This window comes from Rothia halotolerans, from assembly GCF_004136635.1.
Lineage (GTDB): Bacteria > Actinomycetota > Actinomycetes > Actinomycetales > Micrococcaceae > Rothia > Rothia halotolerans.
In genome coordinates this window covers 76111-89691 of record NZ_NOIU01000005.1, presented here as the reverse complement: position 1 = coordinate 89691, position 13581 = coordinate 76111, and the positions used below count along the sequence as shown (strand labels likewise).

Below are 13581 nucleotides of genomic sequence, written 5' to 3'. Positions count from 1 at the left end.
GCCGGGGGTGAGCCCGCAGGACCGGCAGTCGATTGTGGACACTGCTTCGGAACCCGTCACGAGTTCTCCACAGGGCTGGCGGGGAGGGCGGACGCGGCGGGGCCCGGGCCGGCGTTCCGCCGTCCCGGGCCCCGCCCGTCGCTCCGTCAGGCGCCTACCAGCGCAGGACCCGCAGGGCGCCGTTGTTCATGTTCCAGGTGATCGTGTACCCGTTGGCGAAGTCCTGGCGCATCTCGTTGCCCACCTGGTACTCGCTGGTCAGCGGGTACCCGTAGCCGCGCTCGTAGCCGCGGATCGACCACTCGAAGCCGATGGCGCCGAACTCCCGGATGGCGTGCGCGCCGGTGGCCTGCGACCAGATCATCTTGGTGCGCTTCCCCGCCTTGTCGAAGATCTGGTACTGGCCGCCGCCGGTGGCGGGGGCCTCGTTCATGATCGGCTGGCCGAAGAAGGCGGAGCCGCCGTCGGAGAAGTAGCGGGAGCCGATCGCGCCGCGCAGGGTGTAGCCGGTGGTGTTGCCGGAGGGCGCCAGCCCGGTGTTGCCGGAAGGCGCCTGTCCGGTGCCGCCGGAGGGCGTGCCGTTGACCGTGGCGGAGGTGTCCGCGGGGGCCCCGCCGTTGGCGTAGCCGTAGAGGTTCACGGTGGACAGGATCCGCCAGGCCTGCCCGGTGTTCTGGAGGCTGCCGTCGGCGTAGGTGAGGCCGATGCCGATCACCTGCGCCTTCGGGCTGGTCAGGGCGGCGTTGTGGGCCGGGGAGGTCTTCCACCAGCTGACGAGCTGGTCCACGCTGTCCTGGTAGGACAGGGCGATGATCTCGTTGGTGTGCGTCCACTGGCCGGCGCGGGCGTCGGTCATGAAGGAGGAGGAGTGGTAGAAGCGCTCCTCGGCCACCTGGCGGTTCGAGTGCTCCTGGACGATGCCCGAGAGCTGGTTCGAGAACTTGACCGGGTTGAGGCCCAGCGAGGCCCGGTACTGGTTGATCAGGGTGAGCATGCGCTGCATGTCGGCCGTGCGCTTGGCCGCGCTGACCTGCACGATGTCTCCCTGAGCCGCCTGCGCCCCCGGAGCGGCGGCGATCTGGCCGGCGGAGATCCCTCCCGCCGCCAGAGCCGCCACCAGCGCTCCGGCGCCGACCTTCCGGCCGATCCCCCCTCCGCGCGCCGCCGGTGCGATGTGCCGGGGGACGTAGCGCCGCCCCAGGACCGACCAGCCGTTCCCCTGTTCCATTTGCGTTGTCTGCTCCACTCAAGGTCTCCAATGTCGGTGCGAGTAATAGATGACCCCGGCGCGCGGAGGCGCGGGGCCCAGAGATCCGGGGAAGAAGATCACGATCAGGTCACGAAATTACGTGACCCATCCGAAAGATATATATCACCGTGACTCAGGAAGTTCCAGGCCTTCACCCTCCCTGTGCACAGAACGCGACCATGGTGTGACGGAGACGACCCAGCACGAAGGCGCCCGGCCGGCCCCTCACGGGGCCGGCCGGGCGCTAGACCGTATGACTAGTGGAAACGCTATCCTTCGCGCGCGGAGGCGATCTCCCGCACGCGGCTCCGCACCGCGAACCAGCCGATGACGAAGATCGGGATGAGCACCAGGGCCGCGGCGAGGGTGTAGGTGCCGACCGGGAAGTCGATCGCTATTAAAACCACCACCCCGGCCAGGAAGGTCAGCGTGATCCAGTTGGTGAGCGGCGCGAGCGGCGCCCGGTAGGCCGGGCGCTCGTACCGTCCCTTCTTCACCAGTGAGAGGAACTTCAGGTGGCACAGGGTGATGGTCACCCACGCGCTCATGATGCCCAGCGAGGCGAAGTTCAGGACGATCTCGAACGCGTCGGAGGGGACCACGAAGTTCAACACGACGCCGATCATGGACACCGCGGCCGTGAGGATGATCCCGCCGTACGGCACCCCGGAGCGGGTGAGGTTCCCGGTCCAGCGGGGAGCCGAGCCCGCCATGGCCATCGAGTGGACGATGCGCCCGGTCGAGTACAGCCCGGCGTTGAGCGAGGAGAGCGCCGCGGTGATGACCACCAGCTGCATGATCGGCCCGGCGGCGTCGACCCCGATCGAGGAGAAGAACGTGACGAAGGGCGACTCGTCCTTGTCGAACGCCGTGTACGGCAGCAGCAGGCACAGCAGCAGCACGGACCCGACGTAGAAGACCACGATCCGCACGATCACGGTGTTGATGGCCCGCGGGATCACCTTCTCGGGATGGCGGGTCTCTCCCGAGGCGGTGCCGACCAGCTCGATGCTCGCGTAGGCGAAGACCACGCCCTGCACGATGACCAGCGCCGGCATCAGCCCGTTGGGCAGCAGCCCGCCGTTGTCAGAGATGAGGGAGAAGCCGGTCTCGGAGCCAGTGGGCGTCCCGAAGATCACGAAGAAGATGCCGACGACGAGGAAGATCACGAGCGCCGCGACCTTGATCAGCGAGAACCAGAACTCCATCTCGCCGAAGACCTTGACCGAGATCAGGTTCATCGCCACCACGATCACGACGACGGCGAACGCCGTCACGCCCTGCGGGATCGATCCCACGAAGTCGCTGTACTGGCCGAACCACTTGACGTAGATCGCGATGGCGGTGGCGTCCACGATCGCGGTGGTGGACCAGAACAGCCAGTACATCCACCCCGAGACGTAGGCCGCCTTCTCGCCGAAGAACTCGCGGGCGTAGGAGACGAAGGAGCCCGAGGAGGGCCGGTGGACCACCAGCTCGCCCAGCGCCCGGAGGATGAGGTAGCCGACGAAGCCGCACACCGCGTAGATCAGGAACAGGGAGGGCCCGGCGTCGCGCAGCCGGCCGCCGGCGCCCAGGAACAGACCCGTCCCGATGGCGCCGCCGATGGCGATCATCTGCAGCTGGCGGGGCCCGAGCCCCTTGTGGAAGCCGGCCTGCTCCTCGGCGAACTCCGGGGCGCCGGCGGGCTCTCGGGGCCCTGAGGACCCCTCGGATGTCTTCTCAGACATGGGAAACCTTCTCACTGGGAAAGGAGGGCCCCGGGCATCTCCCGGAACGCGGAGGAAGCTTAGCCCTCGAATGCGAACACCATGTTACGGCGACGCCGGCCGGGGACGGGACGAGGGAGACCGCCTCGCGGCCGTGTCGGAGGGAGCGGGCCGACCGCGGCCGGAACGGGTCAGCCGCGGCCGGAGCCGCCGTCCCGACCGCCGTCATCGCCGTCATCGCCGTCATCGCGGACAACGTCCTGGCCCTCCGGCGGGTGCTCCTCGCCCTCGTCCTCACGGACGTGGATGTAGACCTTGGCGCCGTGGCGGGCCGGGGCACGCCGGGAGTCCTGCAGCGAGATCGGCTCCACGACCACCGGATAGGCGCCGGTGTACCCCTCGCGCTGCCGGGCGATCTCCCGGACCCGGTGCCGCACCACGAACCAGCCGATGACCAGCAGCGGGATCACCACCACCATCGAGGCGAGCGTGTACGTACCCACGGGGAAGTCGAAGGCAATGAGCACGACGACGCCCACCAGGAAGGCCATGGTCAGGTAGTCCGTGTACGGAGCTAGCGGCGCCCGGTAGCCGGGCCGCTCGTAGGCGCCCCGGCGCGCCAGGCCGACGAACTTCAGGTGCGGCATGGTGATCCCCGCCCAGCCGACGATGATGCCCACCGCCGATATGTTCAGCACGATCTCGAAGGCCTGCTCCGGGACGTAGTAGTTGAGCACGACGCCGAGCAGCGCCACCACCGCGGTCAGCAGGATCCCGCCGAACGGCACGCCGGAGCGGCTCAGGATGCCGGCGAAGCGCGGCGCGGAGCCGTTCATCGCCATCGAGTGCATCACGCGCCCCGTGGAGAAGAGCCCCGCGTTGAGGGAGGACAGCGCGGCGGTGATGACCACCAGCTGCATGATCGGCCCGGCGGCGTCGACCCCGATCGAGGAGAAGAAGGTGACGAACGGCGACTCGTCGGCGGAGTAGGCGCTGTAGGGCAGCAGCAGGCTCAGCAGCAGGATCGATCCGACGTAGAAGACCGCGATGCGCAGGATCACGGTGTTGATGGCCCGCGGGATGGTCTTCTGGGCGTTCTCCGTCTCGCCGGAGGCGGTGCCGACCAGCTCGATGCCCGAATAGGCGAAGATCACGCCCTGCGAGACCACCAGGGCCGGCAGCAGCCCGTTGGGCAGGAGCCCGCCGCTGTCGGTGATCAGCGATATCCCGGTCACCGCCCCGGTGGGGCTGCCGAAGACGACGCAGAGGATGCCGACCACCATGAAGACCACCAGGGCCAGCACCTTGATCAGCGCGAACCAGAACTCCAGCTCGCCGAAGACCTTCACGGAGATCAGGTTCATGGCGACCACGACGGCGATGACGAGGAACGCGATGACCCACTGCGGGATGCTCGCGATGAACTCGCTGTACTGCCCGAACCAGCGCACGTAGATCGCGATGGCGGTGGCGTCGACGATGGTGGTCGCGGCCCAGCTGAGCCAGTACATCCAGCCGGTGAAGTAGGCCGAGCGCTCGCCGTAGAACTCGCGGCAGTAGGAGACGAAGGAGCCGGAGGAGGGGCGGTGGACCACCAGCTCGCCGAGCTGGCGCAGGATCAGATAGCCGAAGAAGCCGGCGATCGCGTAGACGACGAACAGCGCGGGCCCGGCGCTCTCGAGCCGTCCGCCGGCACCGAGGAAGAGGCCGGTGCCGATCGAGCCGCCGATCGCGATCATCTGGATCTGGCGGGGCTTCAGGCTCTTGTGGAAGCCCGCCTGCTCCTCGGCGAAGGCGTCCTGGGGGTCGGCCACGGCCTGTCCCGCTCCGGCGCGGCCCGCCGGGTCCGGCTGCCCCTCCGAGGTGGACGAACTGCTCATGTGTCACCTTCCCTGCAACGACCTTCGCGCGGAACGCGCGGTGCTCCGTAGCCTACCCCCTCCGCCGCTCACAATGTAACCCATGACACACCATAAGTTGTTCCACGGGAAACACATCGGCACAGGCCGGACCGCGGGGCTAGGAGACCCCGCCGTCGTGCTCCAGCAGGGACCCGTGCCACGGCTGGAACCGCTCCGGCACCGCGGCGAGGCCCCGCGCCGGCTCCTCGGGCAGGGCGAGGTCCCGGATGAGCTCGCCGAGCAGCGGGGCGAACTTGCCCCCGTGCCCCGAGCACGGCGAGGCGATCACGACGCCGCCCCACCGGTCCAGCACGAAGTCCTCGTTGGGCGTGTTGGTGAACAGGCAGGTGGTCTCCGCGTAGGGCTCCGGCACGAGCCCCGGCATCCGCTCCCGGACGAAGTCGACGACGTCGCGGCGCTGCCCCTGCGTGACGGCCAGGTCCTGCTCGGAGGCGTCGGCCAGGGGCCTGCCGGCGTTGAACCGGGCGACCTTCTGCCCCCGGTGCCCCGCGTCCCGCCCGCCGGGCAGCCCGTAGACCGGCAGTCCCGAGCCCATGTGGATGAAGGTGGGCCAGACGGCGGCCTCGTCGGGCGCGTCCGCCTCCGAGGCAGCCGCGTCCGAGGGGGCTGCGCCCGAGATGGCCCCACCCGGCGGGGCTGCCGGAGGGCCCGGCAGGCCGGCCGGCGTCGCGCCCGGCTCCCGGTAGGGGAAGTGGAAGGCGGACTCCTGCATCACCCGCAGGGGCGGGAGCCGTTCGAGGCACCCGTCCGCGAGGGGAAGCTCGCGCAGCAGTCCCGGCAGCCATCCGCCGGCCGCCACCACGACCCGGCCCGCCTCGGCCCGGCGGCCGTCCCGGGCGAGCACCTCGTAGCCGGCGGCCCGCTCGCGGACCGAGGCCGCCTCCCAGCCGGTGAGGACCCGCGCGCCGAGGGAGCGGGCGGCGTCCAGCAGGGCGGCGACCGTGCCCTCGGCGTCGAGGACCCCGGCGTCGGGCTGGAAGAGCGCGGCGGAGTCGAAGGAGATGCCCGGCCAGCGGGCGGCCGCCTCCTGAGGGGCCAGCACCTCGTGCTCCAGTCCCTCCGCGGCGAAGGCGCGGGCCACCGGCGCGATCCGGCGCTCGGGGCCGAAGTCCACGCAGCCGGTGCGGGTGACCAGCCGGCGGCCCGAGGCACGCTCGAGCTCGCGCCAGCCGCCCTCGGCGCGGCGGAGCAGGGAGGTGTAGAAGCCGTCGGCGTAGCCGTAGCGGAGGATGCGGGCCGAGCCGTGCGAGGAGCCGAGGCGCCCGGCGGGCACGTCCCGCTCGAGCACGAGCACGTCCCGCCCGGCCTGGGCCAGCCGCCAGGCCGCGGCCGCGCCGGTCAGCCCGGCGCCGACGATCACGACGTCGGCGGCCTCCCGGACGGGCGCGGCGCCCGCGGCAGAGGCATCAGCGGACGCGGCGCCGCGCGCGGCCCGGGACGCACCGCCGCCGCCCGCGGCCCCGGCGTCGTCGTCCGCCATCCCGTCGCCTACTCGGGGACCACGCGGACCGCGCCCTTGTCGGCGCTGGTGACCATCGAGGCGTAGGCGCGCAGAGCCCGGGAGACCTCGCGCTCGCGCGGCTTGGTCGGCTTCCAGGGCAGCGGGCCGCGGGCCTCGCGGCGCGCGGCGAGCTCCTCGTCGGAGACGTTGACGCGCAGCAGGCGGTTGGCGACGTCGATCTCGATCTCGTCGCCGTGCTCGATCAGCCCGACCGCGCCGCCGGATGCGGCCTCTGGCGAGATGTGGCCGATCGAGAGCCCCGAGGTGCCGCCGGAGAACCGTCCGTCGGTGATCAGGGCGCAGTCCTTGCCCAGGCCGAGTCCCTTCAGGTACGACGTCGGGTACAGCATCTCCTGCATGCCCGGCCCGCCCTTGGGCCCCTCGTACTGGATCACCACGATGTCCCCGGGGGTCACGTGCTTGGAGAGGATCTCGAAGACCGCCTCGTCCTGGGACTCCACCACGAAGGCCTTGCCCGTGAAGTGGAACAGCGACTCGTCGATGCCGGCGGTCTTGATGACCGCGCCGTCCTCGGCGATGTTGCCGAACAGGATCGCCAGGCCGCCGTCCTTGGTGTAGGCGTTCTCGACCGAGCGGATGCAGCCGTCCTCGGGATCGGTGTCGTGGGAGTCGAACTTGTTGGCCGTGGAGAACGCCTGCGTGGTGCGCACCCCGCCGGGGGCGGCGAGGAACAGCTCGCGGGCCCGCTCGCTCGCGGTCTCCCGGCGGATGTCCCACTCGTCGAGCCAGGCGTCCACCGACTCGGCGTGCACGGTGCGCACGCCATCGTGGTTGAACAGCCCGGCGCGGTCCAGCTCGCCGAGGATCGCGGGGATGCCGCCGGCCTTGTGCACGTGCTCGATGTGGAAGCGCGTCGAGTTCGGCGCGACCTTGGTCAGGCAGGGCACGTACCGGGAGATCCTGTCGATGTCCTTGAGCGTGAAGTCGACCTCGGCCTCCTGGGCCGCGGCCAGGATGTGCAGCACCGTGTTGGTGGAGCCGCCCATCGCGACGTCGAGCGCCATCGCGTTGCCGAACGCGTTCTTGTTGCCGATGCTGCGCGGAAGGACGGACTCGTCGTCCTCCTCGTAGTACTTCCTCGCCAGCTCGACGACGGTGCGCCCGGCCTTGAGGAACAGCTCCTTGCGGGCGATCTGGGTCGCCAGCGTCGTGCCGTTGCCCGGCAGCGAGAGGCCCAGCGCCTCGGTCAGGCAGTTCATCGAGTTGGCGGTGAACATGCCCGAGCAGGAGCCGCAGGTGGGACAGGCGTTCTCCTCGATCTGGGCGAGCTGGTCGTCGGTGACGTCCTCGTTGACGGCGTAGGACATGGCGTCCACCAGGTCCAGCCGGTGCTCGATGACGCCCTCCACCGCGTTGCCGGACTCCATCGGCCCGCCGGAGACGAAGACGACCGGGATGTTCAGGCGCATCGCGGCCATGAGCATGCCGGGGGTGATCTTGTCGCAGTTGGAGATGCACACCAGGGCGTCGGCGCGGTGCGCGTTGACCATGTACTCCACGGAGTCGGCGATGATGTCGCGGGAGGGCAGCGAGTAGAGCATGCCGTCGTGGCCCATCGCGATGCCGTCGTCCACGGCGATCGTGTTGAACTCCTTGGCGACGCCGCCGGCCTCCTCGATCGCGCCGGCCACCAGCGACCCCATGTTCTTCAGGTGCACGTGGCCCGGGACGAACTGGGTGAAGGAGTTCGCGATGGCGACGATGGGCTTGCCGAAGTCTTCGCTCTTCATGCCGGTCGCGCGCCACAGGGCGCGGGCCCCGGCCATGTTGCGTCCGGATGTGGATGTTCTCGAGCGCAGCTCGGGCATGTGCTCCTCCTCGTGTATGTCAGGCCTTAGAGCAGGTTACTCCCGCGCCGGGAGCGGCCCGTACTCACGTCCTCACATCTTGGATGGTGGGACGGCTGCTTAGATAGTGGGACGGCGTCGGCCCCTCCGGCGACGCCCCTCGCGCCCGCGCTTCACATTTCCCGATCGGGGCGCAACACCGTCACATCCTCGGGCACGCCCGTCCCGGCTGGTGCGGGAGCGCGGCACGGGCCAAGCTGGGGTGGCACCGCAACGCGCGCGGCGGCCGGGCATGAGCGCCCGCCCGCGGCAGACCCAGGAGGAGACATGCTCAGCAGCTCGGACCGCATCCGCACCACCCACGTCGGCTCGCTCCCGCGCCCCGACGCCCTGCGCGAGGCCAACGCCGCCCGCCGGGAGGGCTCGCTGAGCGAGGAGGACTTCCAGACGGTCCTCTCCCGCTCGGTGGACGAGATCGTAGGGAAGCAGGTCGAGCTCGGCATCGACACCGTCAACGACGGCGAGTACGGCCACGCGATGGCGGGCTCCGTGGACTACGGCGCGTGGTGGCACTACTCCTTCGCCCGGACCGGCGGGCTCGACGTCGTCGACGGCGTGACCTTCGAGGAGATCCTCAGGTCCCCGGGCAACGGCCGGTACAACAGCTTCGCGGTGCGCCGGGACTGGAACCGCTTCTCCGACTTCTACGCCGAGCTGGAGCTGGGCAACGACCCCTCAAGCGAGTTCCCCATCGCCACCGGCCCGCTGACCTACGAGGGCGGCGACGCCGTGGCGGCGGACATCCGCAACCTCCGCGACGCCGTCGAGCACCGGGGCGCCTCGGAGGCCTTCGTCGCAGCGCTCTCCCCCGGCTCGGCCTCCCGGATCGGCAACCGCCACTACAAGACCGATGAGGAGTTCATCTACGCCTGGGCGGACGTCCTCCACGAGGAGTACAAGGCCATCACCGACGCCGGGCTGATCGTGCAGCTGGACGACCCCTCCATCGCGGAGGCGTGGGACCAGCTCAACCCCGAGCCCACGGTCGAGGAGTACCTGCGCTTCAACGACCTGGCGATCGAGGCCGCCAACTACGCCCTGCGCGGCATCCCGGAGGAGCAGGTCCGCTTCCACCTGTGCTGGGGCTCCTGGCACGGCCCGCACACCACCGACATCGAGATCCGGCACCTCATCGACTCGCTGTTCACGATCAACGCCGGGGCGTACAGCTTCGAGGCCGCCAACGCCCGGCACGCCCACGAATGGAAGGCCTGGGAGGACGTGGACCTGCCCGAGGGCAAGCTGATCCTCCCCGGCGTGGTCTCGCACTCGACCAACGTCGTCGAGCACCCGGAGCTGGTGGCCCAGCGCATCGAGCAGTATGCCTCGGTGGTGGGGCGCGAGAACGTCGTCGCCTCGACCGACTGCGGGCTGGGCGGGCGCATCCACCCGCAGATCGCGGAGGCCAAGCTCGCCTCCCTCGCGGAGGGCGCGCGGATCGCGAGCCAGCGACTGTTCTAGCGGACGACGCCGAGGGCCGGGGCGGGGTGGGGCGGACGTGCGATCGCGGATGGCCGAGGTCAGGACATCCCCGAACTAGGCGTTTTCGGAGCCATCCTTCCGAAAATTTCAGCTCCTCCCCGGCGCGAAGCGCCCCGAGGCGCGTGTCAGCGCTCGAGCAGACCGGAACGGATGGCCCCGTGGAGAACGAGGCCATCATGAGCGCGCCCGTGGCATTCGAGACCCGGCGAAGGGGCCGCCTCGCTTCCTGCGCCACACCCCGCACCCCGTCCGGCAGAGTCCCACCCATACCCATGCGGTACACAAAGGTGTACACGTACGTGTACTCCATCGGGTACACTGATTGTATGGCCGCTCTTGAACACCGCATCCGCACCAGCCGGGAAGCCCGCGAGACCCTGGGCGACACGCTCTCCCGCTTCCGCAGCGAAGGCATCGCCGCTGAGCCCCTGGTCTTCGGTGCGCAGCGCAAGCCCGAGGCCGTGATGATCCCCTTCGAGACCTTCCAGGCCCTCGTCCCCCTGATGGAGAACCTGGCCATCGCGGAGACGATCCGCCCCCGCATCGAGGCGGGCGGGGCCGCCCCGCTGTCCGAGACCGCCGCGGCCCTGGGCCTGGACCCCGCTGATTTTGAGTGATGACGCGGAAGCTGAAGCTGATCAAACTCCCCGGCTTCGACCAAGACGTCCATGCTCTGCCCCGGCAGATCGCCCTCATGGCCCTGGAGCGCCTCGTGTTCATCCGCGACGGCAGGATCCGAGGGGAGCGCCTGGACGACCACCCCACCACCGGGGACCTCTCGGACTGCTACAAGCTCTACTTCGACCCGAATCCGCACCGGAAACCCCGCTACCGTCTCGTCTACCGCTACACCCCCGATGAGATCGAGGCCGTGGCTCTGGAGGCGGTCGCCGGCGGCGAGCGGGAGGCCCTCTCGGTATACCTCCAAGCCCTGGAGCGCCTGGACCGACGGGGAGGCTGATGGGCCTCGAGGGTCCTACAGGATGGGGACGGCTTCGGAAGGCTCAGGGGATGGTGTGGAATCGATGTCTTGCCTTCCGTGAGCTAGGCGTTTTCGGAGCTATCGCTCCGAAAATCCAGCCGGACCGCTTGGGCCCGTGAGCGTCGGCGCCCCTCACTTTTCCGGAACGATAGCTCCGAATTTCCCTAGTTCCCGTCATCATGCCCATCCTTTTCGATCGTTCACCGCTCGCGGCCGGCGCCGGCTGCGACCCCGCCTCAGGCGTCTGCGCTCCGGCCCGTCGGATGCGCCTCCACGCCTTCATGCCTGCACGCCCTCATGCCTTCACGCCGGGTCGAGGGGACGGCCTCTCTCCGGCAGGAATCCCGCCGACGCGGCACGCCCAGCCCTCGCCCCGGCTCCGGCGGCGTGCGTACGCTGAGGGCAGGCCCGGGATCGACGGCCCCGGCGGAGACCTCATGCTCCCCCGGGAAGCCCCCGCGGCCTGTTCGAGATCCCCATCTCACCCTGGAGCCGGCCCCTCGCCACGCGCGAGGGGCCGGTTCCGTTCATGAAGCGCCTCACCCGCCCGGTTACCCGATAGTGTGATGTACACCATTCCCACTCGGTGGCCTTCTCACCCCGGGCGGGGCCCCCGACGTGGAGGAGAGGCTTCCGTGGCGCCCCATTCAGAAGCGAAGACCGTGGAGCTGCTCTCCCCGGTCGCCGGCCGCATCATCGACATCGCCGAAGTACCGGACCCGGTGTTCTCCAAGAAGCTCGTCGGGGACGGATTCGGGGTGAGCGACCCGCCGGGCGGCGCCGTGCTCGCTCCCGTCAGCGGCAAGGTCACCATGTCCGCAGAGTCGAAGCACGCCCTCGGATTCCGCACCCCGGACGGGCTCGACGTCCTGGTCCACCTCGGCATCGACACCGTCGAGCTGGAGGGCAGGCCCTTCGCCCTGCATGTCGCCAAGGGCGACGAGGTCCAAGCCGGTCAGGAGATCGGGACCATGGACGTCGAGGCGATCCGGGAGGGCGGCAAGGACGCGACGGTCATCCTGGCGGTGACCAACACCCCCAAGGTCCTGGCCTCGCTGGAGGTCAATCCGCGCGAGGTGCAGGCCGGCGAGGCCGCCGCCACCGCGGGCTTGAAGGACCCGGCGGAGGCCTCGTCCGCGGGGCGGTCCTCCGCCGGTGCCGCCTCCGCGAGCGGGGCGGCGGGCGCCGGGAAGGGAAAGGCCGACTCCGCAGACGGAGCGTCCGCCTCGGCGGGCTCCACCACGGCGAGCGCCTCCGCGGCGAACTCCTCCGCGGCGTCGGCCTCCGCCGAGGGGACGGCCGATGGGGACGGCGCCTCCGAGGAGACGGGCGGGGGCGGCGTCGCCGTCCAGGAGGATTCGGAGCGCCCCGCCGGCCTCGAGGGCTTCGACGCCCTGGCCTGGGACATCCTCAAGCACATCGGTGGCAAGGGCAACGTCCGCAGCGTCACGCACTGCATCACGCGGGTGCGCTTCTACCTCAAGGACCAGGCGAAGGCGGAGGACGACGTCGTCGCCGACCTGGACGGGGTGATCGACGTCGTGAAGGCCGGCGGCCAGTACCAGGTGGTGATCGGCCCGGCCGTGGAGGACGTCTACGACGCCATCGTGGCCCAGCTCGGCGAGGAGAAGGCGGCCGGGGAGCAGGCCGCCGGCGACGACGAGGACGCCGAGCGCCCCAGCACCGCCTGGGGCTGGGTCAAGCACGGCTTCAGCTCCCTGATCGGCGTCATCACCGGCTCCATGATCCCGGTGATCGGCCTGCTCGCGGCCTCGGGCATCATCAAGGGCGTCCTGTCCCTCCTGCTGACCTTCGGCGCCATCACCGAGGAGAGCCAGACCTACGCCGTCATCAACGCCATGAGCGACTCGGTGTTCTTCTTCCTGCCGATCTTCGTGGGCTTCACCGCCGCCCGGCGGCTCGGGGCGGACCCGATCATCGTGGCGATCATCGGCGGCGTGCTCACCTACCCCTCCCTGGTGGAGATCTCCGAGACCGAGGCGCAGAACTCGATCCTGGGGATGCCGCTCAACGCCGAGTTCTTCGGCCTGCCGTACCACATGGCCACCTACACCTACTCGATCTTCCCGATCATCGTCGCCGCCTGGCTCGCCTCGATCCTCGAGCCGTGGCTGAAGAAGGTCATCCCGGTGACCGTCCGGATGATCTTCCTGCCGCTGGTCGAGGTCGTGGTGGTCTCGCTGGCGATCCTGCTGATCCTCGGCCCCGTGGTGACCTTCCTGTCCGGCGGCATCGCCGCGGGCATCCAGGCCCTCTACGACCTCTCCCCCACGGTCTCCGGCCTGGTGATCGGCGGGCTCTACCAGTGCCTGGTGATCTTCGGCCTGCACTGGGCGGTGATCCCGCTGATCGCGCAGGACATCGCAGCCAGCGGCAGTTCCTCGCTCAACGCGATCGTCTCGGCCACGATGGTGGCCCAGGGCGGCGCCGTGCTCGCGGTCTTCTTCAAGTCCCGCGTCCAGAAGCTCAAGACGCTCTCCGGGCCCGCCGCGATCTCCGCGTTCTGCGGCATCACCGAGCCGGCGATGTACGGCGTCAACCTCAAGTACGGCCGCGTGTTCATCATGGCGCTGGCCGGCGGCGCCGTCGGCGGCCTGCTCACCGGCATCTTCAACGTCAACATGTGGGGGTTCACCGGGGCGCTGGTCGGGTTCACCTCCTTCGTCAACCCGGAGGGCCTCGACGCCAGCTTCTGGGGCTACCTCATCGCCTCGGGCGCAGCGCTCGCCGTCTCGTTCCTGCTGACCTGGTTCTTCGGCTTCAAGGACTCCGACGCGGAGAACGTCAGGGAGGTCAAGAAGGTCCGGCTGGGCCGCCGGGACCCGGTGCAGAAGTAGGGGCGGTCCC

At 70.0% G+C, this 13581-nt stretch carries 9 protein-coding genes; 4 read left to right on the top strand and 5 right to left on the bottom strand.

All coding sequences use genetic code 11. The features are described from left to right. Positions 1-154: 154 nt before the first annotated feature. The 5 genes from EWV39_RS12780 to ilvD all read right to left on the bottom strand — a co-directional run bounded on the left by EWV39_RS12780 (position 155) and on the right by ilvD (position 8210). Complete coding sequence (locus EWV39_RS12780) at positions 155-1228, bottom strand: CAP domain-containing protein (protein ID WP_129661008.1); 1074 nt, start codon at positions 1226-1228, stop codon at positions 155-157. Positions 1229-1518: 290 nt separating this feature from the next. Further along, entirely contained in the window at positions 1519-2979 is a 1461-nt protein-coding gene (locus EWV39_RS12775; protein WP_129661005.1) for an amino acid permease, read from the bottom strand. Positions 2980-3149: 170 nt separating this feature from the next. After that, the gene (locus EWV39_RS12770; RefSeq protein ID WP_129661002.1) at positions 3150-4838 is read right to left on the bottom strand and encodes an amino acid permease; all 1689 of its coding nucleotides are present in this window, start codon (positions 4836-4838) and stop codon (positions 3150-3152) included. A 139-nt stretch (positions 4839-4977) separates the two neighbouring features. Continuing rightward, positions 4978-6360 (bottom strand): FAD-dependent oxidoreductase, encoded by a 1383-nt coding sequence (locus EWV39_RS12765; protein WP_129660999.1) that lies wholly within the window; start codon positions 6358-6360, stop codon positions 4978-4980. A gap of 8 nt (positions 6361-6368) precedes the next feature. After that, positions 6369-8210 carry a dihydroxy-acid dehydratase gene (ilvD, locus tag EWV39_RS12760; RefSeq protein WP_129660996.1) on the bottom strand — a complete coding sequence of 614 codons (1842 nt, stop codon included), beginning with the start codon at positions 8208-8210 and terminating at the stop codon, positions 6369-6371. 306 nt (positions 8211-8516) lie between these two features. On the opposite strand from ilvD, the gene EWV39_RS12755 reads away from it, so the two are divergent. From EWV39_RS12755 to EWV39_RS12740, 4 genes are all read left to right on the top strand, one after another. Beyond that, entirely contained in the window at positions 8517-9710 is a 1194-nt protein-coding gene (locus tag EWV39_RS12755) for a cobalamin-independent methionine synthase II family protein (RefSeq protein ID WP_129660993.1), read from the top strand. 347 nt (positions 9711-10057) lie between these two features. Next, positions 10058-10348: a hypothetical protein gene (locus EWV39_RS12750; RefSeq protein WP_129660990.1), complete on the top strand. Its 291-nt coding sequence runs from the start codon at positions 10058-10060 to the stop codon at positions 10346-10348. Next, positions 10348-10692, top strand: a complete 345-nt coding sequence (locus EWV39_RS12745; protein ID WP_238148347.1) for a hypothetical protein — start codon at positions 10348-10350, stop codon at positions 10690-10692. The genes EWV39_RS12750 and EWV39_RS12745 overlap by 1 nt, the downstream gene beginning before the upstream one ends. Positions 10693-11348: 656 nt before the next feature. After that, positions 11349-13571: a PTS sugar transporter subunit IIABC gene (locus EWV39_RS12740; RefSeq protein ID WP_202864937.1), complete on the top strand. Its 2223-nt coding sequence runs from the start codon at positions 11349-11351 to the stop codon at positions 13569-13571. The last annotated feature ends 10 nt before the right edge of the window (positions 13572-13581 follow it).